This window comes from Saccharothrix sp. CCNWYY140 (assembly GCF_037401995.1).
Lineage (GTDB): Bacteria > Actinomycetota > Actinomycetes > Mycobacteriales > Pseudonocardiaceae > Actinosynnema.
In genome coordinates this window covers 1-20,739 of the sequence record NZ_JBBEGC010000040.1, presented here as the reverse complement: position 1 = coordinate 20,739, position 20,739 = coordinate 1, and the positions used below count along the sequence as shown (strand labels likewise).

The following is a 20,739-nucleotide window of genomic DNA, read 5'->3' as shown; positions in this document are numbered from 1 at the left end:
GCTCTACCATCGATTTCGTGGACACCGCGAGCAGCCCGAAAGCCCTGCGCAAGACGCTGCACGACCGCGGGATGCGGATGACGCCCCAGCGCCAGCTCGTGCTGGACGCGGTGCGCGACCTCGGCCACGCCACGCCGGAGCAGATCTGCCACCGCGTGCAGGCCACCGCGCCCACGGTCAACATCACCACCGTGTACCGGACGCTGGACCTGCTCGACCGGCTGGGCATGGTCCGGCACACCCACCTGGGCCACGGCGCGCCCACGTACTCGGTGGACGAGCACGAGCACGTGCACCTGGTCTGCCACAAGTGCGGCCGGGTGGACGAGGCCCCGTGCGACCTCCTCACACCGGCGGCCGGAACACTGCGGCAGCGGTTCGGGTTCGAACTGGATGCGAGCCACCTCGCGCTGTCGGGCACCTGCCGTGACTGCCTGAAGGAGAACGACCAGTGAACTCACCGCTGCTGACCGCACCCGGCGCCGTCGCCCCGTTCGAGGGGTCCGCCGACCCGGGCGTGCCGTGGCACTTCGGCGACCCGTTCGCCGAACAGCGGTCGGCGGCGCGGTCCGTGGCCGTGTTCGACCGGTCGCACCGGGCCGTGCTCGCGGTCCCGGGCGAGGACCGGCTCAAGTGGCTGCACTCGCTGACCAGCCAGCACTTCGAGGAGCTGGGCGAGGACCGGGCGACCGAGATGCTCATCCTGGACGTGCAGGGCCGGGTCGAGCACCACGCCGTGGCCGCGAACACCGGCGGCACGGTCTACCTGGACACCGAGGCCGCCACCGCCGGCCCCTTGCTGGCCTACCTGACCAAGATGGTTTTCTGGTCCAAGGTCGAGCCGCGGGACGCGACGGCGGAGCTGGCGGTGCTGACCGTCGTCGGGCCGGAGATCAAGCCGCTGTTCGAGAAGCTCGGCCTGCCGCTGCCCGACCAGCTGGGCGTCGCCGCGCTGCCGGACGGCGGGTTCGCGCGGCGGATGCCGTGGCCGGGTCAGGACGCCGTGGACCTCGTGGTGCCGCGCGGTTCCCTGGTGGACTGGTGGCAGAAGCTGACCGACGCGGGCGCGCGGCCGGGCGGGAGCTGGGCGTTCGAGGCGCTGCGGGTGGAGTCCCTGCGGGCCCGGCTGGGCGTGGACACCGACGAGAAGACCATCCCGCACGAGGTGAACTGGATCGGCGCGGCGGTGCACCTGAACAAGGGCTGCTACCGGGGCCAGGAGACGGTCTCGAAGGTGCACAACGTGGGCCGGCCGCCCCGGCGGATGCTGCTGCTGCACCTGGACGGGTCCCGCGAGGTCCAGCCGGAGACCGGTGACCCGGTGCTCGTCGGCGACCGGGTCGTGGGCCGGGTCGGCTCGGTCGCGCTGCACCACGAGCTGGGCCCGATCGCGTTGGCGCTGGTCAAACGCTCGGTACCGGTCGAGACGGAGCTGCTGGTGGGCACCGAGGACCGGATCGTGCAGGCGAACGTGGACCCCGACTCGGTCCCGCCGGACACCCCCGGCCTGGGCCGCGAGGCCGCCCGAAACCTGGGACGTTAGAAGGGGTTCGACCGGGGTGTTGTGTGCCAGGATCACGGCATGCGACCCGGTTCTCACGGCACGCTGCTCACCGTCGCCCCCACAGGGGCCGAGCACGCTAAGGCCGACGTCCCCCAGCTGCCCGTCACCCTGGACGAGCTCGTCGCCACCGCGGAGGCCTGCGAGCAGGTCGGCGCGGCGATGATCCACGTCCACATCCGGGGCGCGGACACGCGGCCGACGCTGGACCTCGGGCTGCTCAAGGACACCGTGGCCGCCCTGCGCGAGCGGACCTCGTTGATCGTCCAGCTGTCCACCGGCGGCGCGGTGACCGACCCCGAGTCGGACCGGCTGCGGGTGCTGGACGCGCTGCCGGACTCGGCGTCCTGCACGATGGGGACGGTGAACTTCGGCGAGGACGTCTTCCTGAACCGGTGGGAGTTCGTCGTCGCGCTGCACAAGACCATGCAGGAGCGCGGGATCGTGCCCGAGTACGAGATCTTCGACCTCGGCCAGCTCGCGTCCCTGAACCGGCTGCTGGACAAGCACGGCCTCCCCGCGGGGGGCAAGGTGCACGTCGACCTGGTCATGGGCGTGCCCGGCGGTATGCCGGGCGACGTGGAGACGATGGTCGCCGCGCTGCGCCTGCTGCCCGAGGGCGCGTCGTTCTCGGCGACCGGGATCGGGCGCACGTCACTGCCGGTGATGCTGGCCGCGTTGAGCGCGGGCGGTCACCTGCGCGTAGGCATGGAAGACACCATTTCCTACGCCAAGGGGCAGCCGGTGCGGGACAACGCGCAGCTCGTGGCCCGTGCCGCGGGTCTGGCGAAGATCGCGCAGCGGCCACCGCTGGCACCGGCGCAGGCGCGGGAGCTACTCGGCGTGCGCAGTCCGGTACAGGTTTGAGACAACTTTGGAAGCAGGTTTGTGTTGGCGGGTGGGCAGGAACTACCTCAGGATGAGTACGTGATCGAGGTGCGTCCTGGCGGGCGCCGGCGGATCGACCGGGTGCTCGCCCCCGGCTACACCGAGGGGATCGAGCGGCTCCCGCTCGCCGACGTGCGCGCCCTGCGCGACGAGGCGGCTCAGGAGGAGACCGATCTGTCGTACCTGCGGCGGCTGCTGCACGCGCGGATCGACATCGTGCGGGCCGAGCAGGCGCGGCGGACCTCCGGCGGCTCGGCGGTGGTGGACCAGCTGGCGACGATCCTCGCGTCCAACGCGGTGGGACCGGCGACCGGGCTGGGCCGCTACCAGACGCAGGAGCCGTCCCGGGCGGAGGCGCACCGGCGGCACGTCGAGGCGCTGGTCTCGGACGTGGACCTGTCGGACGTCTCGGCGCTCTCGGACGACAAGCTGGACCTCGCGCTGCGCACGTTCGTCAACGAGGAGGCGTCGGTCTCCACGCGCCGCCGCGAGGTGCAGGTCGTGGTGGACCGGCTCAACGCCGAGATCGCGGACCGGTACCAGAGCGGGAGCGCGTCGGTGGACGAGCTGCTGGCCGCCGAGCGCGGGTGGCCGACGAACCCCGGGCGCACCAAGGACTGATCTCACCATCCGGGAACACACTCCCGGATCGTGAGCACTGCCGCCTAGCGTGCCCTCATGGGGTACCGCTGGGTGGTTCTGGCTGTGGGCGCACTGGCGCAGGGCACGAACGCGGCGGTGTTCCTCGGCCTCCCGGCGATCAGCCCCGCCCTGCGCGCCCACTTCGACCTGAGCCTGCCCCAGGTGGGGCTGCTGCTCGGCGCGGTCAACCTCGGCACGATGCTGACCCTCGTCGCGTGGGGCGCGGCGGCGGACCGGCACGGCGAACGCGCGGTGATGACCATTGGCGGCGTCGGCGCGGCCCTGTGCCTGGCGCTGGCGGCGGTGGACGGGCCGGTGGTGGCCGGGCTCGCACTGGTCGGCGTGGGGTTGTTCGGGGCGAGCGTGAACGCGGCGAGCGGCCGGGCCGTGATGACGTGGTTCCCTTCCGGCTCACGCGGGCTCGCGATGGGCATCCGGCAGACCGCCACTCCCCTCGGCGCCGCCCTGACCGCGGCCGTGCTGCCGGTTGTGGCCGTCCGGGCCGGCGTGCCGGCGGCGTTCCTGGCGTTGGCCGGGTTCACCGGTTTCGTGGCGGTCCTGGTCGCGCTCCTGGTGCGCGAGCCGCCGGGCGCGGTGCGGGCGTCCCACGGTCACGGGGTGGTGCTGCGCGACCGTGGCTTGCTGCGGCTGAGCACGGCGAGCGGCCTGCTGGTGGTCCCGCAGTTCACCGCCGCCGCGCTGATGGTCGAACTCCTGCACGACCACCGGGGCCTGGCGGTCGGGGTGGCGGCGGGGCTGTTCGCCGTGGCCCAGGTCGTCGGCGGGTTCGGGCGGCTGGCGGTGGGCGTGTGGTCGGACCGGGTGCGCAGCCGGGTGGGTCCGCTGAAGGTGGTCAGCGTGCTGGTCGCGGTCGGGTTCGCGCTGTGCGCGGTGCTGGACCGGGCGCCGGTGTGGCTGCTGGTGGCGGCGCTCCTGCCCACGGCGGCCCTGGCGCTGTGCTGGAACGGCCTGGCGGTGACGGCGGCGGCCGAGATGGCCCCGGAGGGCAGCAGCGGCACGGCCCTGGGGATGCAGAACTCGGCGAACTACCTCAGCGCCACCCTCACCCCGCCGCTGGCGAGCTGGCTGGCCGCCACCCTCGGCTGGCCGGTGGCCCTGCTCGTGGCCGCCACGGCCGCCGTGGCCGCCCGCGTGCTCCTCGCGGATCAGCCGTGGCGTTCCCGGCGGGACAGCTCGCCCCAGAAGTCGCGGAGCTCCTCGTAGCGCAGGGCCACCTCTTCGGCGTCACCGGTTTCCAGGGCGTCCACGATCGCGTTGACGTCCTGGGCCGAGCTGTCCTCCAACAGCTCCTTGTCGTCCATGAGCTGCACCAAGCCGCCGTAGTCCAGCTCGACCGCCGAGTCCGGGGCGAAGTGGTCGAGCCAGCGGGCCGTGTCGGCCAGCACCTTCGCCGGGCCGCCTTCGCCCAGGGAACTCGACACGACCTTGTGCGCCCGCGCCACGCGGCGGCGGGCGTCCGTCATCGAGGCCCGCCAGGACACCTGGCGCTCCGAGTCGTCGCGCGGGGCGAGCACCACCCGGCGGGCGTCCGGGTCGACCAGGGTGAACCACGGCAGGGGGACGGTCCACGTCGTGGAGATCACGTGGACCGCGCCGCGGGTCAGCTCCGCCATCACCGCCGACGCCCGCGACCTGATGGCCTCCGGCGGCACGGACAGCGCCGCCTCCTGGAGGACCGGTGTGGAGGTGGCCAGGAAGCCCACCAGGGCCGCCGCCGACCGGGGCCTCAGGTCCAGCGGGCACACCAGCGGACCGGGTCCCACCTCGCCCGGGACCTCGGCGGGGCTGATGGTCATCACGTCGAAGGGCGCGTCGGGCGAGACGCTGCCGTCCGAGCGCTCCCCGGGCAGCAGCCGGGGCGGTCGGGCCAGTTGTGACCGGAGCCACAGCTCGCGTTCGCGGTGTCCGGCGTCCGCTCGGCTCAAAGGCCCCGCTTCCAGGGCTTTCCGCACCTGGTCGGCCAACGGTGCGTCAAGAGCCGACAGCGGTTCGTACACCCTGAGGTAGGCGACGAACGGTCGTGGCACCCGCGCATCCTCCCACGCGGAAGATTGGCGGCACGTGTCACGCCTACCGCGTCGCGAGGAACCCCTTCGACACGGTACGGTAGTTACCAGGAACTAGTTGTCGAGACGAGTGGGGCCGCCGTTCCCCCGGCCGCCCCCGTCCCTGTGCGAGGGGGTCGAGCCATGGGGCGCGGCCGAGCGAAGGCCAAGCAGACGAAGGTGGCGCGGGAGCTGAAGTACAGCTCTCACAACACCGACTTCGAGGCCTTGCAACGCGAGCTTTCCGGCGGCAGCAATGCCGACAACGGGCACCGTCGGAGCGATGAGCCATTCGACGACCCGTCGGACGACGAGTACGACGACTACCGTCGCTGACGCATCCACACCCGCTCGGAGGTTGGGCTGCCGGTTACCGCCGGCAGCCCGACCTTTGACGCGGCCCTAGAACGCCCTGGCGTACTGCTTCGGCGGAGTGACCTGCACCCCCAGTTCGACGGCCGCGCGCAGCGGCCAGTACGGGTCGCGCAGCAGCTCCCGCCCGAGCAGCACCAGGTCGGCCGCCCCTTCGGCGAGCACGGCCTCCGCCTGCCGGGCGTCGGTGATCAAGCCGACGGCCCCGACGGGCACCTCGGCCTTGCTCCGCACCGCTTCGGCGAACGGCACCTGGTAGCCGGGCCGCAGCGGGATGTCGGGGTGGGGGACGCTGCCGCCGCTGGACACGTCGACCAGGTCCGCGCCCGCTTCGGCGAGGCTCCGGGCCAGCACGACGCTGTCCTCGACCGCCCAGCCGCCCTCGACCCAGTCGGTGGCGGAGATGCGGACGAGCACCGGCACGTCGTCGCCGACCGCCGCGCGGACCGCCGCCGTCACCTCTCGGGGTAGCCGCACGCGGTTCTCCAGGCTGCCCCCGTACCCGTCGGTGCGGTGGTTGCTCAGCGGCGACAGGAACTGGTGCAGCAGGTAGCCGTGCGCCGCGTGCACCTCCACGACCTCGAACCCGGCCGCGACCGCCCGCCGGGCCGCCGCGGCGAAGTCCTCGACGATCCCGGCGATCTCCGCCTCGGTCAGCTCCCGCGGCACCCGGTACGTCCCACTGAATGGGACGGCACTGGGGGCGACGGGCGTCCAGCCGCCCTCCTCGTCCGACACGCCGCCGTGGCGCGGGTCGAACGGCGGGTGGGTCGACCCCTTGCGTCCGGCGTGCCCGAGTTGCGCCCCCGGCACCGCCCCCTGCGCGCGGATGAACGCCGCGACGGGCCGCCACGCCTCCGCGTGCGCGTCGCTCCACAGCCCGGTGTCCGCGGGTGAGATCCGGCCGACCGGCGACACAGCGGTAGCCTCGGTCAACACCAGTCCCGCGCCACCGACCGCACGCGAGCCGAGGTGTACCAGGTGCCACTCGTCGGGCAGGCCGCCCCGAGCGGAGTACTGGCACATCGGGCTGACGGCGATCCGGTTCGGGAGGGTGACCGAGCGGAGGGTCAATCGGCTGAACAGCGCACTCACCTGCGTCTCCTCGGGTGGTTCCGGCGTGACGACGGGTCCTTCGGGCCCCACGACGGGTCCAAGGTCCCGGATCGGACGCGTTGTTCCCCCGGTGAACGACCTCCCACCGCGCGGGAGCAGCCACATTCCATTCGATTCGGTATTGCGCGTGCATTAGCACGTGATCTTGAATGGGGGGTCGGCGCGCAAAACGCTCGGGAAGACAGGGTCAGTTACGCCCATTCGGGTGTACTGTCCGCAGCACGTTCGGGGAGACCATCACTTGCCGCCCCACACCGGTCGGTAGGTGAATTCCAGTTCCCGCCGGTCACGACAGTAACAGGATCCACATGCTGCCCATGCCGACCTCGATGCCATCGGATCCCGTGTGGCCCAGCAACAGCCTGCTGGGTCGCCTCCGCGACAACACCCGACAAGAGCTGCTGAACATCGGCACGGTCGTGCGGTACACGGCCGACCGGGACGTCATCGAGCAGGACGCGAACGACACTCACGTCCTTCTGCTGCTCGAAGGCGTGGTGAAGGTGCAGACCACCGACGAGACCGGCGACACCGCCCTGCTGGCCATCCGCGTCGCGGGCGACCTGGTGGGCGAGATGGCCGCGCTGGACCAGAAACCGCGCTCGGCCACGGTCGTGACGTGCGGCGACGTGGTGGCCAAGCTGATCACCAGCGGGGAGCTGATGAGCTTCCTGCACCGCCGCAACGACGTGTTCGTGGAATTGATCGGGATGATCAACGACCGGTTGCGCTGGGCCAACCAGCGCCGCCGCGATTTCCTGTCCCACCCGGCCGCCGAACGGGTGGCGCGGGTGCTCGTCGAATTGGTGCAGACCTACGGCCGGGAAGAGGCCCACGGCTGGACCCTCGGAATTCCGCTGACCAAGGTCGAGTTGGCCTCCATCGCCGGGATGAAGCCCCGAACGGCGGAGAAGGCGTTCAGCGACCTGCGCAAGGCGGGCGTGGTGGTGAGCCACCTGCGGCGCGACGTGCTGGTGCCCGACCTGGAGAACTTGCGGAAATTCGCGGGGATCTGAGGGCGAGTCCGCAGAAATGCGGCATTGACTGCGGTGCGTTCGTCCACAGTGACTCTTCGCGAGCCCGTGAAACCGCACCGACGTCGAAAGGCCGAAGCCCCCATGAGTCCTGCCACCTTCCGGCGCAGCCTGCTGGTCTGCTGTGACCTGCGGCGCTACGGCGCGGCCGACGACCAGTTGCAGCGCGACCTCCAGGACCTGCTGGTCCGCTCCCTGGACCGGGCGGGCAGCGCCGCCGGCCTGGACCGCTCGACCTGGACCCGCCAGCCCAAGGGCGACGAGGAGTGGGCCGTCCTGCCCTCCGACGCGCCCGAACACGTCGTCGTCGACCAGTACGTCCGCGCGCTGAACGCGGAACTGGCCGCCGCCAACCGCTACCGCGTCCCGGAAGCGCGCGCCCGATTGCGCCTCGCCATCCACCACGGCGCCATCGTGGACGGCGCGAACGGATTCCCGGGACAGGATTCCGTACTTGTTTCGCGTTTGTTGAACAGCAAGGCCGCGCACCTCGCGCTCGACCAATTCCCCGACGCCGACTTGGTCGTCGTGTTGTCGGAGATCGTGTATTCCACGTTGATCCTGCCCGGCCACACGACCCTGCGCGCGGCGGACTTCCGGCGGGTCGAGGTGCGGGAGAAGACCTACGTCGGACACGGGTGGATGTGGATCCCCAACGCCGACGTCCACGCCCTCGACCTCGGCCCCGCCGAGGCCGCCGAGGCCACCGACGCCGGCCCGCAGCCCGCCGACGCGCTGCCCGCCGAGCCGGTGCACCCGGGCTCGGTCAACCAGAACGCCGTGGCCACCGGCGGGTCGACGGTGGTCCAGGCGGGCCGGGACGCGCACGTGCCGACCTGGCAGCGCGCCGACGTGATCCAGAACTTCCACAACAACGACCAGCGCGGCTCCCACTTCGGCACCAGCTGACCGCTCAACCACCCAGGTAGCGCACCTGGCGTTCCTTGCCGGCGCTCACCTCGGCGTGGGCGGCGGCGATCTGCGGGCGGTGGGAGACCTCGGGCACGCCGACCTCCCACCACGCGCCCGCCTCCGTCCACGACGACGGGTGGGTGCGCACGACGACCACGGCCGGCCGCCGCTCGGTCCCGGCCACCTCGCGGGCGGCGCGGTAGGCCTCGGGCAGGTCGGCCAGGCCGTCGACCGGGAAGACCGCGCAGCCCATCGCCGCCGCGTGGGCCGCGAAGTCGGTGCGCGGCGGCTTGGCGTGCTCGGTGCGGCAGTCGTCGTAGAGGTTGTTGAAGCCCGCACCGCCGTGGCCGGTCTGGAGGCGGTGGATCACCGCGTAGCCGTCGTTGTCGCACACCACGGCCACGAACCCGTGCCCGGCGAACGCGGCGGAGAACAGCTCCGAGTTGAGCATCAGGTACGAGCCGTCACCCACCAGTGTGGTGACCACGCCGTCCTCCCGGGCGATGGCCGCGCCCCAGGCGCCCGCCAGCTCGTAGCCCATGCAGGAGAACCCGTACTCGACGTCCATCGTCGCCTCGCCGACCGCCCGCCACCCGCCGATCAGCTCGCCGGGCAGGCCACCGGACGCCGTCACGACGTAGTCCTCGGGACCGCTCGCCGCGTTCACCACGCCGACGACCTGCGCGTACGTCGGCAGACCATCCGAGGGCGCGCGCAGACCGTCGATGTGGGCGTCCCAGCGGCCACGCTCGACCGCCGCCCGGTCGGACCACGTCGGGTCGGCGCGCCACGTGCCCAGCAGGTCGGTCAGCTCACGCAGCGCCTCGTCGGCGTCGGCGACCACGGCCAGGCCGCCGTGCTTGACCGCGTCGAACCGGGCCGCGTTGAGCGACACCAGGCGGGCGTCCGGCGCGAAGACCGTCCAGGACGCGGTGGTGAAGTCCTGCAACCGGGTCCCGACCGAGAGCACCACGTCCGCTTCGGCGGCCAGGACGTTCGCGCTGGTCGAGCCCGTGATGCCGAGGGGGCCGGCGTGCAGGGGGTGGTCGTGCGGGACGAGGGTGCGCCCGGCGGTGGTCTCCACGACGGGCACGCCGTGCTGCTCGGCGAACCGCAGCGCCCGCCCGGCCGCGCCCGAGTACCGCACGCCGCCGCCCAGCACCAGCAGCGGCCGGCGGGAGGTGCGGACCACGTCGGCCGCGGCGGTCAGGGCGCGCAGGTCGGGGCGCTGGCGCTGCGGGCGGTGCACGACGGGGGCGAACAGGGCGTCCGGGAAGTCGTAGGACTCCGCCTGCACGTCCTGGGGCAGCGCGAGCACCACCGGGCCGCAGTCGGCCGGGTCGGTCAGCACGCGGGCGACCTGGGGCAGCGTGGCCAGGAGCTGCTCGGGGCGGGTGATCCGGTCGAAGTACCGGCTGACCGCGCGGAAGGCGTCGTTGACCGTGGTGGTGGGGTCGCCGAAGTGCTCGACCTGCTGGAGCACCGGGTCGGGGGCGCGGCTGGTGAAGGTGTCGCCGGGCAGCAGGAGCAGCGGCAGCCGGTTGGCGTGGGCGACGCCGGCGGCGGTGACCATGTTCAGCGCGCCCGGACCGATCGACGAGGTCGCCACCCCGACCTGACGGCGGTGGGTGGCCTTGCCGATGCCGACGGCGGCCAGCGCCATGCCCTGCTCGTTGTGGCCGCGCCAGACCGGCAGGTCGTCCCGGTGCTCCTCCAGGGCGTTGCCCAGGCCCAGGACGTTGCCGTGGCCGAAGATCGCGAACACGCCCGGGAACAGCGGCGCGGTGGAGCCGTCGAGGAGTTCGGTGTGCTGGGCGAGCAGCCAGCGGACCAGGGCCTGGGCCGTGGTGAGGTTCATGCCGTCCGTCCTTCGGCGGTGGTGACCGGGCAGCGCGGGTCCAGCGGCTGGGTGCGCCAGCTGTCGCGGACCCACGTGTGGGCGGGGTCGTCGCAGAACGCCATCGAGCGGTCGGCGCCGGGGCCGGCCAGGACGTTCAGGTAGTACAGCGGGTAGCCGGGCGCGGCGACGCACGGGCCGTGGTAGCCGCGCGGGATCAGGAAGACGTCGCCGTCGCGGACGGTCACGTCCTCGTCGATCGTGCCGTCGTCGGTGTAGGTGCGGTGGAAGCCGAAGCCCTCGCGGGACGGCGTCACCCCGTCGCGGCCGGCGACCCGGAAGTAGTAGATCTCCTCGTTGACCACCTCGCACGTGTCGTCGTGCTTGTGCGGCGGGTAGGACGACCAGTTGCCGTCGGGGGTGATCAGCTCGCACGCGATCAGCTTGTCGGCGTGGTCCCACACGCCCGGCACGCCGAAGTTGGTGACCTGCCGGGTGGCGCTGCCCGCGCCCCGCACCTCGACCGGCACGTCCTCCGCCGGTCCGTACCTCGGCGTGAGCCTGCGCTCGGCGCGGGCCATCGGCAGGGCGACCTCCACGCCCTCGCGGGTCGACAGGGTGACCACGGCGTCCCGGGGCACGTACGCGAAGTCGGTGACCCGGGTGAAGACCGAGTCGCGGCCGGCCAGCTCGAAGCGCTCGCCGTCGACCTCGACAACGCAGCCGCCGGACAGGGGCAGCACGAACGCCTCGAACTCCCCGGTGTCGATGGTCCGGGACTGGCCGGGGTGCAGGAGCAGCACCCGCAGGCCGGTGTACGCCCAACCGGCGTCCTCGGGATGCAGGTCGACCGCGTTCTCGCCGTCGGAGAGGGTGCCCAGGGGCCGGTGCAGGCTCATGCGCTCACCCCGGTGCGCGCGGTGCGGAGGACCTCGGCGGCGGCTTCCACCGCGCCGGCCACGTCGCCGTCCGGCGGGTAGAGCAGGGCACGCCCGACGACCAGGCCGCGCACGGTCGGGTGGCGCAGGGACCGGCCCCACGACGCCAGGTCGTCCTCCGGCCGGGCCGAGGGCACCCCGCCCAGCACCAGCGCGGGCAGTGTGGTGGCGTCCAGCACCTCGTCCGGCGAGGCGGGCAGCTTGAGCCAGGTGTGCGCCGAGGTCACGCCCAGACCGGCCGCCACGCTGCCCGCGCGGGCCAGGGCGGCGGCGTCCTTGCGCAGCACCAGGCGGCCTTCGGCGTCCCGCTCGTAGGGCAGCGGCTCGACCATCGCCATCAGGCCGCGCTCGGCCAGCGCGGACACGGCGGCGGCACAGCTCTCCAGGGTCGGCACCGTGCCGGGGTCGGAGTCGACCAGGCGCAGCAGCATCTTGCCGCCGTCCAGGCCGCACGCGGCGATGGCGGTCGGGTCGTAGGCGGTGAACCGGTCGTCGATCTCCCAGTCCGCGCCGGCCAGGCCGCCCCGGTTCATCGAGCCGATGACGACCTTGTCGTTCAGGCCGTCCAGCAGCAGCAGCTCCTCGATGACGTCCGGGGTGCCCAGGACGCCGTCCACCGCCGGGTTGGCCAGCGCGGTGAGCAGGCGGTCCAGCAGGGACCGGCGGTCGGCCATCGCGAGCGGGTCCGCGCCGACGCCCAGCGCGCCGCGCGCCGGGTGGTCGGCCGCGACCAGGAACAGCGTGCCCCGGTCGGACAGCAGCCGGTCCCGCCGGCGGCGGGCGAGGTAGGCCCGGCGCACGGCCCCCGGGTCGGTGGCCCGGGTGTCCAGCAGGCGCCGCCACTGCTCGTCGGTGATCACAGGTGTGCCTCGATCTCGTCCGGGGTGGGCATGGCGTCGGCGCAGGCCAGGCGGGAGGCGACCAGCGCGCCGGCCACGTTGGCGTAGCGGGCGGTGCGGACCGGGTCCCAGCCGGCCAGCAGGCCGTGGACCAGCGCCCCGCCGAACGCGTCGCCCGCGCCCAGGCCGCACACCACGTCCACCGGGTGGGGCGGGACGGTCCAGCGGCCCTCGGGGGTGGCGACCAGCACGCCCTCCGCGCCCTTCTTGACCACGGCCAGGTCCAGGCCGCGGGACAGCAGGCGGTCGGCGGCCTCGTCCGGGTCGGCGGTGCCCACGGCCACCTCGACCTCAGCCCGGTTGCCCACGGCGACCGTCACGTGGTCCAGCAGCCGGCCGATCTCGCGGCGGGCGGTGTCCACGTCCGGCCAGAACATCGGCCGGTAGTCCAGGTCCAACACGGTGTGCGCGCGCCGGCCCCGGTGGTCGAGCAGCTTGAGCTGGGTCGTGCGGGCCGGTTCGGCGCACACGCCCGTCCCGGTCACCCACAGCAGCGGGACGTCCGCGACCAGGTCCCACGGCACGTCCGCCTCCTCCAGGGCGAGGTCGGGCGCGAGGGGCGACCGGTAGAACAGCAGCGGCGGGTCCTCGGGCGGGTCCAGCGCGCAGAACACGACCGGCGTCTGGAGCCCTTCGGCCGTGCCGACGTGCGCCGACGACACCCCGAACCCCTCCAGCGCCTCCCGCACGTACGGCCCGAACCCGTCCGGCCCCACCTTGGTCAGCACCGCCGACGACCGGCCGAGCCGGGCGGCGGCGACCGCCACGTTGGTCGCCGTACCGCCCAGGGACTTCGCGAACGTCCGCACGCCGGCCAGCGGCACGCCGCTCTGCTCCGGGTACAGGTCCACCCCGACCCGGCCGACGGTCAGCACCTCGACGGTCATCCGGCGACGCCCCGCAGCTCGTGCGCCAGCGCCTCCAGCTCCGCGCCGCCCGCCATCTGCCGGGTCAGCTCCTCGAGGCTGATCTCGGACTTCTCGTAGCAGCCCAGGGCGCGACCCCGCTTGAGCAGCAGGAACCGGTCGCCCACCGGGTAGGCGTGGTGCGGGTTGTGGGTGATCAGCACGACCCCGAGCCCGCGGTCCCGGGCCTGCGCCACGTACTTCAGCACCACCCCGGCCTGCTTCACGCCCAGCGCGGCGGTCGGCTCGTCCAGGATCAGCACCTTGGCCCCGAAGTGCACGGCCCGCGCGATCGCCACGCACTGCCGCTCGCCGCCGGACAGGGTGCCCACCGGCTGCTCGACGTCCCGCAGGTCGATGCCCATCTCGGCCAGGGCCGTCCTGGTGATCTCGCGGCCCTTCCTGCGGTCGAGGAACTTGAACGGCCCGAACCCGACCGTCGGCTCCGAGCCGAGGAAGAAGTTGCGCCACACCGACATCAGCGGCACCACGGCCAGGTCCTGGTACACCGTCGCGATGCCCCGGTCGAGTGCTTCCCGGGGTGACGAGAAAGCGATCTCCTCGCCCTCCACCAGGAACGTCCCCCGGTCGTGCTTGTGCACCCCGGCGAGGATCTTGATCAGCGTGGACTTGCCCGCGCCGTTGTCGCCGAGCACGCAGGTGACCTCGCCCGCGTTCACCACGGTGGAGACGTCCCGCAGCGCGATCACGCTGCCGTAGGTCTTGCCGATGTCCTTCACCTCGATGAGCCGGGTCATCGCCGCACCCTCTCCGCCCGCCGCCGCAGGGCGTTGTTGACCAGCACGGCCGCCAGCAGCATCACGCCGAGGAACAGCTGGAACCAGTCGCTGTTCCAGTTGGCGTAGACGATGCCCTGCCGGGCCATGCCGAAGATCAGCGCGCCGATCGCCGCGCCCACCGCCGACCCGAACCCGCCGGTCAGCAGGCAGCCGCCGATGACGGCCGCGATGATGAACTGGAACTCCAGCGTGATGCCCTGGTTGGCCTGCACGCTGGTGAACCGCAGGATGTTGATCGACCCCACCAGCCACGCCGCGCCCGCCGTGGTCATGAACAGCAGGACCTTCGTGCGCACCACCGGCACCCCGACCGCGCGGGAGGCCTGGGAAGCCCCGCCGACCGCGAAGATCCAGTTGCCGAACCGGGTCCGCACCAGCACCAGCGACGCCAGCACGGTCACCAGGACCCACCACAGGATCGACACCCGGAACGACGTGCCGCCGATGTCGAAGGTCGAGGCGAACAGGTAGCCCGCCGACTCGTAGCCCTCCGTGGTCCGCATGCCCGACACCTGCACCGTGCCGGTGACCAGGCGCGTCACACCCAGGTTGATGCCCTGGAGGCCCAGGAACGTGCCGAGCGTGACGATGAAGCTGGGCAGGCCGGTCCGCATCACCAGCCACCCGTTGAACGCGCCCACGGCCAGCGCGAACACCAGCGACGCGAGCAGCGCGAGCCAGACGTTCCAGCCCAGGCGCGTGGCGAGGATGGCCGTGACCAGCGCGGTGGACGCGGTCATCACGCCGGCGGACAGGTCGAACTCGCCGCCGATCATGAGCAGGGCCACCGCCACCGCCATGATGCCCAGCGTGGACGCGTCGTCCAGCCAGGTCGCCACGCCGCCGGGGCTCAGGAACTGCTCGGTGACCACCGAGAAGAACACGAACACCAGCAGCGCGCCCAGCAGTGCGCCGATCTCCGGTCGGACCACGAGCCGGTCCAGCAACCTCGGCGACCCGAGCCGTTCGTCCGTCAGTGGTGCTTCCGCGGCCACAGCCATCCTCGTCGTCCCCTTACCTGGTGCCGCGCTTGGCGTACTCGGCGACCTTGTCCACGTTGGACTTGTCGACGAAGCCCGGCCCGGTGAGCACCGGCTTGCCGCCGCCGACGGTGTTGGCGTTGTCCCGGAACAGCTTCAGCATCACGATCGGCAGGTAGCCCTGCTCGTACTGCTGCTGGTCGACCGCGAACAGCACGTCACCGGACTTGATCGCGTCCGTCACGTCCGCGTTCAGGTCGAACGTGGCCACCGCCGCCTTGGAGGACGCGCCCTTGGCCGCGCTCACCGAGCTGACCGCGACCTGCGGGTTCAGCGCCAGCACCGCGTCCACCGACGGGTCGGTCTGGAGCGCGCCCTTGATGCGGGACTCCACGTCGGTCGGGTTGTTGATGTCGACCTGGAGGTTGGTGACGGTGCCGCCGAAGCCCGTGCGGGCGCCGTCGCAGCGCTGGTTGAGGCCCACGTTGCCGGCCTCGTGGATCACGCACAGCAGCTTGGTCTTGCCCGCGGCCTTGAGCTTGCGACCGGCTTCCTCGCCCGCGACGCTCTCCTCCTGGCCGACGTGCGCCAGCGCGCCGAACGACGCGCTCTTGTCGCCGCCGGAGTTGATCGTGATGACCGGGATGCCCGCCTTGACGGCGCTCTCGATCGAGCTCTTCAACGCGTCCGGGTTGGCCATCGACACCACGATGCCGCCGACCTTCTGCGACACCGCGTTGTCGATCAGGGTGGCCTGGCGGCCGGGGTCGCCGTCGGAGTTGTAGTCGACGGTCACGCCGAGCTGCTTGCCCGCGTCGGTCGCGCCGTTCTTCACCACGTTCCAGAACGCGTCGCCCGCGGTGCCGTGCGAGATCACCGCGACCCGCAGGTCACCGCCCGGCTGCGCCGCGCCGGTGTTCTCCTTGTTCTCGCCCTGGTTGGTCGCGGCGGGGCCGCTGCACGCGGCCAGCAGCGCGATCCCTGCTGCCGCGAGGCCCGCGCGCAGGACCTTCTTCGCCCTTGGGGAACGGGGAACGGACGTCATCGTCTCTCCTCGCTGGGGTTGGTCAACCGGTGAACTGGGTGAGGTGCGCGAGGCTGCGCGCGGTGTCGTGCACCGGGGTGTCGACGGGGTCGGCGTCCCGCAAGGCGGTGTCCTGCTCCAGGACGAGCCAGCCGGTGTACCCCTTGTCCCGCAGGAGTCCCACCAGCGCCCGCACGTCCACGTCGCCGTCGCCCAGCGGCACGTACATGCGCTGCTGGACCGCGGCCATGTAGCCGGTCTCCCCGTCGCGCACGGTCGCCGCGATGTCGGCCCGCACGTCCTTCAGGTGCACGTGCCCGATCCGCTCGGGGTGGCGGCGGGCCAGCTCGACCGGGTCCGTGCCACCGATGAGCAGGTGGCCGGTGTCCAGGCAGAGCGGCAGGTCGGAGTCCGCGAGGAACCGCTCGACCTCGGCGGTGCGCTCGACGTGCGTGCCCACGTGCGGGTGCAGCACGGTGCGCAGACCGTGACCGGCGGCGGTGTCGCGGATGCGGGCGGCGGTGTCGATCAGGGTCCGCCACTCGTCGTCGGTCAGGTCGGGGCGCTCGTCGTAGCCGTCGAGGCCGGTGGCGGCGGCCAGCACCAGCACGTCCGCACCGGCGGCGGCCAGCAGCCGGGCGACCCGGTCAGCTTCGCCCACCGTGGCCTGCACGTCGGTGTGCAGAGTGACGGCGAGGAACCCGCCGACGAGCTGGAGTCCGTGGTGGTCCAGGAGCCCCTTCAACTCTTCCGGGTCGGACGGCAGGTAGTCCGGCGGTCCGAGTTCGGTGGCCTTCAGCCCCAGGGACGCCATCTCGCCCAACACCTGGGTCGGGTCCAGGACGCGGCCCCACCCCGGTACCTCGCACACGCCCCACGAGATGGGCGCACCGGCGATCTTCATGCCGTCACCTCCGCGTCGATGCGGACCGGGGCACCAGACCGCCGCGACCGCTCGCAGGCCTCGGCGAGCTGGAGGCTGATCAGACTCTCCCGCGCCGGCGACGGGTTCGCCACCCTGCCCGCCACCACGTCGACGAACACCGCCATCTCGTTGAGGTAGGCGCGGTGGAAGCGCTCCGGGAAGCCGGGGTAGGCGTCGTGCGCGCGCGGGCCGTCGGGTTCCAGCGAGGTCAGGGGCGTGCGCGGGTCGAGGCCGACGGCCAGGGAGTCCTTGCTGCCCAGCACCTCGATGCGGTGGTCGTAGCCCAGCGGGTCGTGCCGGCCGCCGGCCAGGGTGGCGTGCGCGCCGCCCGCGAACTTCAGCAGCACGACGGCGTTGTCCACGTCGTCGGCGTCGGCGAAGGCCTGGTGGACCAGCACCGACCCGGACGCGTACACCTCCACCACGGGCTGCCCGACCAGCCACGGCACCGCGTCCAGGTCGTGGATCAGCAGGTCGCGGAAGATTCCGCCGGAGTGCGGCAGGTAGGAGAAGTCGGGCGGGTCGGCGTCGTTGCCGATGGCCCGCACCAGGTAGACGTCGCCCACCTCGCCCGCGCGCAGCCGGCGGTGCAGCTCGGCCACGGCCGGGTCGAACCGGCGCTGGAAGCCGACGAGCACCTCGACACCGGACTTCTCCACGTCCGCGACCAGCGCGGTCATCTCGTCCAGGTCGGCGGCGATGGGCTTCTCGCACAGCGTCGGCACGCCCGCCGCGACCGCCTCGCGCAGCAGCGCCGGGTGGGTCGTGGTGGGCGTCGCGAGCAGCACGCCGTCACACGCCGTGAGCAGGTCGGTCAGGTCGTCCACGCTCTTCGTGCCCGGCAGGCCGGCCGACGCCTGGGCCGCGCGGCCCGGCACGGGGTCGTACAGCAGCACCTCGTCCACCTGTTCGAGCCCGGCCAGGTTGGTGGCGTGCATGGTGCCGATCCGGCCGACTCCGGCAACTCCGATCCGCATCCGGAGGGTCTCCGTCCTGGTAGGAGGGGCTTGGCGTTAGAGCGCTCTATTGGTTGGAGCGCTCCAATGCTGTAGCCTCCGTCACACCGAAGTCAAGGGCGAGTTTCGCAACTCGCGAGGGAGGTGCCCGTGGTCCGGCCCACGATGGAGGACGTCGCCGCCCGCGCCGGGGTGTCCCGCGCGCTGGTCTCACTGGTGATGCGGGGGTCACCCAAGGTGAGCGACCAGCGGCGCAACGCGGTCCTCAAGGCAGCCGAGGAACTCGGGTACTCGCCGCACGCGATGGCCCGCTCGCTGGCCAGCCGCACGTCCCACGTGCTCGGCGTGATGGTGTCCGACCTGCACAACGCGTTCTTCGCCGAGGTCGTGGACGGCCTCGACGCGGTGGCGAGCGAGCAGGGCTTCGACCTGATCATCAACACCGGTGGCCGCAGTCCCGCCCGCGAGCGGCGCGCGGTGCACAGCCTGCTGTCCTTCCGGCCCGCCGGTCTCGCGCTGCTGTCCCCGGTGGTGCCGTCGGCGGCGATCAAGTCGGCGGCCGACCAGACCGCCGTGGTCCTGGTCGCCCGATCCTCGCGTTTGTCCACCGTGGACACCATCAACGACGACGGCGAACGCGGCATCGCACTGGCCGTCGACCACCTGGTGTCGTTGGGGCACACCAGGATCGCCCACCTCGACGGCGGCGAGGGCACCCAGTCCGCACCCCGCCGTCGCGGTTACCTCGCCGCGATGGAGGCACACGGCCTACCGCCGCGCGTGGTCGCCAGCGAGTACACCGACGCCGCCGGCGCGAAGGCCGTGCAAGAGCTGTTGCGCGACGGCGAGGTTCCCACGGCTTTGGTGTGCTGCAACGACTTCAACGCCGTGGGCGCGATCTCGGCACTGGAGGAAGCCGGGTTCCGCGTGCCTCAGGACGTGTCGGTAGTGGGCTACGACAACACCTCGCTGGCCGCCCTCCGCCACGTCTCCCTGACCACGATCGACCAGCCGCGCAACGAGTTCGGCCGCCTGGCCGCCGAGGCGCTGCTGCAACGCGTGCGCGGGGAGCGCACCGACCCCGTCCGGCACCTGCTGCACCCGTCCCTGGTCGTCCGCAACACCACCGCTGCCCCGGGAGGACCCCGTTGAGCACCACCATCCCCCACTGGATCGACGGCACCCGCACCACCGGCACCGCCACCCGCACCTCGGACGTGTTCGACCCGGCCACCGGTTCGGTAGCCCGTCGGGTCGTGCTGGCAGACCAGCCCGACGTGGACACCGCCGTGGAATCGGCGCTCAAGGCGTCGGTGGCGTGGGGCGAGTCCTCGCTGTCCACGCGCAGTCGGGTGCTGTTCAAGTTCAGGCAGTTGGTGGACGACCACCGCGACGAACTCGCCGCCCTGATCACCGCCGAACACGGCAAGGTCCTGTCCGACGCGGCCGGCGAGGTGCAGCGCGGTTTGGAGGTCGTCGAGTTCGCGTGCGGCATCCCCCACCTGCTCAAGGGCGAACACGCCGAGCAGGTGTCACGCGGGGTGGACGCGTACTCGCTGCGCCAGCCGTTGGGCGTGGTCGCGGGGATCACGCCGTTCAACTTCCCGGTCATGGTGCCAATGTGGATGTTCCCCGTGGCCATCGCCGCCGGCAACGCCTTCGTGCTCAAGCCGTCCGAACGCGACCCGTCCGCGTCCGTCCGTTTGGCTGAGTTGTTCCAGGAGGCCGGGCTGCCTGATGGGGTGCTCACCGTGTTGCAGGGCGACGCGGTCGCGGTGAACGCCCTGCTGGACCACCCTGATGTGTCAGCCGTGTCGTTCGTCGGGTCCACACCCATCGCCCGGCACGTCTACGCGCGGGGCACTGCTGCCGGCAAGCGCGTGCAGGCGTTGGGTGGTGCCAAGAACCACATGGTCGTACTGCCCGACGCGGACTTGGATGTCGCGGCGGATGCTGCTGTGTCGGCGGGTTATGGAAGTGCCGGCGAGCGGTGCATGGCGATCTCCGTGGTGGTGGCGGTGGGTGACGTTGGTGACGAGTTGGTGGAGAAGATCGCCGAACGCACCCGTTCCCTGGTCACTCTGCCTGGTACCGATCCTCGTGCGCAGATGGGTCCTTTGGTGACTGGGGCCCACAGGGATCGAGTTCAGTCCTATGTGGACGCTGGTGTCGCGGAGAGTGCTTCGCTGGTGGTGGACGGCCGGGGTTACGCGCCGGAGGGGCATGAGGGTGGCTTCTGGCTGGCACCAACGTTGTTCGACCACGTGACACCGGAGATGTCGGTGTATCGGGACGAGATCTTTGGTCCGGTGTTGGGGGTGGTGCGGGTGCCGACGTTTGAGGATGCGGTGGAGTTGGTCAACAGCAACCCGTACGGCAACGGCACTGCGATTTACACGGGGGATGGACTGGCGGCGCGGGAGTACCAGCGTCGAGTGCAGGTGGGGATGGTCGGCATCAACGTGCCGATTCCGGTGCCGATGGCGTACTTCTCGTTCGGAGGGTGGAAGGACTCGCTGTTCGGCGACACGCATGTGCATGGGGCGGAGGGCATCCGCTTCTACACCCGGGCAAAAGCCATCACCGCCCGGTGGCCCCGCCAACACGGCGTAGACCTGGGCTTCCCCACCCACGGCTGACCCTCACCCGGCAACGATCCCGCCACCGACAGCTCACTCCGCCGCTGGACATCCCCCAACCTTCTCCAGCCCACCGCCGGACATCCCGAACCTCCAGTCCGCCTCCCACCGCCGCCCGCAAGCCCACTCAACCCCCGCCCCAACCGGCCGCGTGCTTTCGCGCGAAGCGCGGTTCCGCCGAAGGCGCAAGCCAAGCGGCAGCGACCACGGGAAGGGCCTCGGTTTCTTTCCCCGTCCGGCCTGGG

The 20,739-nt window shown here is 72.1% G+C and carries 21 protein-coding genes; 10 read left to right on the top strand and 11 right to left on the bottom strand.

From position 1 onward, the window contains the following. Positions 1 to 17: 17 nt before the first annotated feature. From WBN91_RS19355 to WBN91_RS19335, 5 genes are read left to right on the top strand one after another with little or no spacing between them, the layout of a single operon-like run. The gene (locus WBN91_RS19355) at positions 18 to 455 is read left to right on the top strand and encodes a Fur family transcriptional regulator (RefSeq protein ID WP_443217752.1); all 438 of its coding nucleotides are present in this window, start codon (positions 18 to 20) and stop codon (positions 453 to 455) included. Beyond that, positions 452 to 1,543 carry a CAF17-like 4Fe-4S cluster assembly/insertion protein YgfZ gene (ygfZ, locus tag WBN91_RS19350; protein WP_337725258.1) on the top strand — a complete coding sequence of 364 codons (1,092 nt, stop codon included), beginning with the start codon at positions 452 to 454 and terminating at the stop codon, positions 1,541 to 1,543. The genes WBN91_RS19355 and ygfZ overlap by 4 nt, the downstream gene beginning before the upstream one ends. 39 nt (positions 1,544 to 1,582) lie before the next feature. Beyond that, complete coding sequence (locus WBN91_RS19345) at positions 1,583 to 2,428, top strand: 3-keto-5-aminohexanoate cleavage protein (protein WP_337725259.1); 846 nt, start codon at positions 1,583 to 1,585, stop codon at positions 2,426 to 2,428. Between the two features lie 60 nt (positions 2,429 to 2,488). Then, positions 2,489 to 3,070 carry an RsiG family protein gene (locus WBN91_RS19340; RefSeq protein WP_337725260.1) on the top strand — a complete coding sequence of 194 codons (582 nt, stop codon included), beginning with the start codon at positions 2,489 to 2,491 and terminating at the stop codon, positions 3,068 to 3,070. A gap of 57 nt (positions 3,071 to 3,127) precedes the next feature. Beyond that, positions 3,128 to 4,315: an MFS transporter gene (locus WBN91_RS19335; RefSeq protein ID WP_337725261.1), complete on the top strand. Its 1,188-nt coding sequence runs from the start codon at positions 3,128 to 3,130 to the stop codon at positions 4,313 to 4,315. On the opposite strand, the gene WBN91_RS19330 is transcribed toward WBN91_RS19335, so the two are convergent. After that, positions 4,258 to 5,139: a hypothetical protein gene (locus tag WBN91_RS19330; RefSeq protein ID WP_337725262.1), complete on the bottom strand. Its 882-nt coding sequence runs from the start codon at positions 5,137 to 5,139 to the stop codon at positions 4,258 to 4,260. The two genes, WBN91_RS19335 and WBN91_RS19330, sit on opposite strands and share 58 nt — an antisense overlap. 162 nt (positions 5,140 to 5,301) lie before the next feature. Here WBN91_RS19330 and WBN91_RS19325 point away from each other — a divergent pair, with 162 nt between their 5' ends. Beyond that, positions 5,302 to 5,493, top strand: coding sequence for a DUF3073 domain-containing protein (locus WBN91_RS19325; protein ID WP_309109738.1), 192 nt, complete (start codon positions 5,302 to 5,304; stop codon positions 5,491 to 5,493). 66 nt (positions 5,494 to 5,559) lie between these two features. On the opposite strand, the gene WBN91_RS19320 is transcribed toward WBN91_RS19325, so the two are convergent. Continuing rightward, a complete protein-coding gene (locus WBN91_RS19320; protein ID WP_337725263.1) occupies positions 5,560 to 6,624 on the bottom strand; it encodes an NADH:flavin oxidoreductase/NADH oxidase in 1,065 nt (354 codons plus the stop codon). 350 nt (positions 6,625 to 6,974) lie between these two features. Between WBN91_RS19320 and WBN91_RS19315 the strand changes: the two genes are divergently transcribed. Further along, on the top strand, positions 6,975 to 7,661 hold the full coding sequence (locus WBN91_RS19315) for a Crp/Fnr family transcriptional regulator (RefSeq protein WP_337725264.1): 687 nt from the start codon (positions 6,975 to 6,977) through the stop codon (positions 7,659 to 7,661). A gap of 102 nt (positions 7,662 to 7,763) precedes the next feature. After that, the gene (locus WBN91_RS19310) at positions 7,764 to 8,588 is read left to right on the top strand and encodes a hypothetical protein (RefSeq protein WP_337725265.1); all 825 of its coding nucleotides are present in this window, start codon (positions 7,764 to 7,766) and stop codon (positions 8,586 to 8,588) included. 4 nt (positions 8,589 to 8,592) lie between these two features. On the opposite strand, the gene iolD is transcribed toward WBN91_RS19310, so the two are convergent. From iolD to WBN91_RS19265, 9 genes are read right to left on the bottom strand one after another with little or no spacing between them, the layout of a single operon-like run. Next, a complete protein-coding gene (iolD, locus tag WBN91_RS19305) occupies positions 8,593 to 10,449 on the bottom strand; it encodes a 3D-(3,5/4)-trihydroxycyclohexane-1,2-dione acylhydrolase (decyclizing) (protein ID WP_337725266.1) in 1,857 nt (618 codons plus the stop codon). Continuing rightward, complete coding sequence (iolB, locus tag WBN91_RS19300) at positions 10,446 to 11,327, bottom strand: 5-deoxy-glucuronate isomerase (RefSeq protein WP_337725267.1); 882 nt, start codon at positions 11,325 to 11,327, stop codon at positions 10,446 to 10,448. Before iolB ends, iolD begins: the two co-directional genes overlap by 4 nt. Next, complete coding sequence (locus WBN91_RS19295) at positions 11,324 to 12,226, bottom strand: Cgl0159 family (beta/alpha)8-fold protein (RefSeq protein ID WP_337725268.1); 903 nt, start codon at positions 12,224 to 12,226, stop codon at positions 11,324 to 11,326. The genes iolB and WBN91_RS19295 overlap by 4 nt, the downstream gene beginning before the upstream one ends. Continuing rightward, positions 12,223 to 13,152 (bottom strand): 5-dehydro-2-deoxygluconokinase, encoded by a 930-nt coding sequence (iolC, locus tag WBN91_RS19290; protein ID WP_337725269.1) that lies wholly within the window; start codon positions 13,150 to 13,152, stop codon positions 12,223 to 12,225. Before iolC ends, WBN91_RS19295 begins: the two co-directional genes overlap by 4 nt. Continuing rightward, on the bottom strand, positions 13,149 to 13,928 hold the full coding sequence (locus WBN91_RS19285) for an ATP-binding cassette domain-containing protein (protein WP_337725270.1): 780 nt from the start codon (positions 13,926 to 13,928) through the stop codon (positions 13,149 to 13,151). The genes iolC and WBN91_RS19285 overlap by 4 nt, the downstream gene beginning before the upstream one ends. After that, positions 13,925 to 14,971 (bottom strand): ABC transporter permease, encoded by a 1,047-nt coding sequence (locus WBN91_RS19280; RefSeq protein WP_337725271.1) that lies wholly within the window; start codon positions 14,969 to 14,971, stop codon positions 13,925 to 13,927. The genes WBN91_RS19285 and WBN91_RS19280 overlap by 4 nt, the downstream gene beginning before the upstream one ends. Positions 14,972 to 14,984: 13 nt before the next feature. Then, positions 14,985 to 15,995, bottom strand: a complete 1,011-nt coding sequence (locus tag WBN91_RS19275; RefSeq protein ID WP_337725272.1) for a sugar ABC transporter substrate-binding protein — start codon at positions 15,993 to 15,995, stop codon at positions 14,985 to 14,987. 22 nt (positions 15,996 to 16,017) lie between these two features. Then, on the bottom strand, positions 16,018 to 16,878 hold the full coding sequence (locus tag WBN91_RS19270) for a TIM barrel protein (protein ID WP_337725273.1): 861 nt from the start codon (positions 16,876 to 16,878) through the stop codon (positions 16,018 to 16,020). Beyond that, positions 16,875 to 17,876 (bottom strand): Gfo/Idh/MocA family protein, encoded by a 1,002-nt coding sequence (locus tag WBN91_RS19265; RefSeq protein ID WP_337725274.1) that lies wholly within the window; start codon positions 17,874 to 17,876, stop codon positions 16,875 to 16,877. Before WBN91_RS19265 ends, WBN91_RS19270 begins: the two co-directional genes overlap by 4 nt. A gap of 129 nt (positions 17,877 to 18,005) precedes the next feature. Between WBN91_RS19265 and WBN91_RS19260 the strand changes: the two genes are divergently transcribed. Together WBN91_RS19260 and WBN91_RS19255 are read left to right on the top strand one after the other, a co-directional pair. After that, positions 18,006 to 19,007, top strand: a complete 1,002-nt coding sequence (locus WBN91_RS19260) for a LacI family DNA-binding transcriptional regulator (protein ID WP_337725275.1) — start codon at positions 18,006 to 18,008, stop codon at positions 19,005 to 19,007. Next, positions 19,004 to 20,494, top strand: coding sequence for a CoA-acylating methylmalonate-semialdehyde dehydrogenase (locus WBN91_RS19255; RefSeq protein ID WP_337725276.1), 1,491 nt, complete (start codon positions 19,004 to 19,006; stop codon positions 20,492 to 20,494). The genes WBN91_RS19260 and WBN91_RS19255 overlap by 4 nt, the downstream gene beginning before the upstream one ends. The last annotated feature ends 245 nt before the right edge of the window (positions 20,495 to 20,739 follow it).

What these genes read in the sequence shown, in the direction of transcription:
- WBN91_RS19280 (WP_337725271.1), bottom strand. Translation starts at nt 14,971, where the DNA reads ATGGCTGTGGCCGCGGAAGCACCACTGACGGACGAACGGCTCGGGTCG.
- iolC (WP_337725269.1), bottom strand. Translation starts at nt 13,152, where the DNA reads ATGACCGTCGAGGTGCTGACCGTCGGCCGGGTCGGGGTGGACCTGTAC.
- WBN91_RS19335 (WP_337725261.1), top strand. Translation starts at nt 3,128, where the DNA reads ATGGGGTACCGCTGGGTGGTTCTGGCTGTGGGCGCACTGGCGCAGGGC.
- WBN91_RS19270 (WP_337725273.1), bottom strand. Translation starts at nt 16,878, where the DNA reads ATGAAGATCGCCGGTGCGCCCATCTCGTGGGGCGTGTGCGAGGTACCG.
- iolB (WP_337725267.1), bottom strand. Translation starts at nt 11,327, where the DNA reads ATGAGCCTGCACCGGCCCCTGGGCACCCTCTCCGACGGCGAGAACGCG.
- iolD (WP_337725266.1), bottom strand. Translation starts at nt 10,449, where the DNA reads ATGAACCTCACCACGGCCCAGGCCCTGGTCCGCTGGCTGCTCGCCCAG.
- WBN91_RS19285 (WP_337725270.1), bottom strand. Translation starts at nt 13,928, where the DNA reads ATGACCCGGCTCATCGAGGTGAAGGACATCGGCAAGACCTACGGCAGC.
- WBN91_RS19345 (WP_337725259.1), top strand. Translation starts at nt 1,583, where the DNA reads ATGCGACCCGGTTCTCACGGCACGCTGCTCACCGTCGCCCCCACAGGG.
- WBN91_RS19265 (WP_337725274.1), bottom strand. Translation starts at nt 17,876, where the DNA reads ATGCGGATCGGAGTTGCCGGAGTCGGCCGGATCGGCACCATGCACGCC.
- WBN91_RS19310 (WP_337725265.1), top strand. Translation starts at nt 7,764, where the DNA reads ATGAGTCCTGCCACCTTCCGGCGCAGCCTGCTGGTCTGCTGTGACCTG.
- WBN91_RS19325 (WP_309109738.1), top strand. Translation starts at nt 5,302, where the DNA reads ATGGGGCGCGGCCGAGCGAAGGCCAAGCAGACGAAGGTGGCGCGGGAG.
- WBN91_RS19275 (WP_337725272.1), bottom strand. Translation starts at nt 15,995, where the DNA reads ATGACGTCCGTTCCCCGTTCCCCAAGGGCGAAGAAGGTCCTGCGCGCG.
- WBN91_RS19315 (WP_337725264.1), top strand. Translation starts at nt 6,975, where the DNA reads ATGCCATCGGATCCCGTGTGGCCCAGCAACAGCCTGCTGGGTCGCCTC.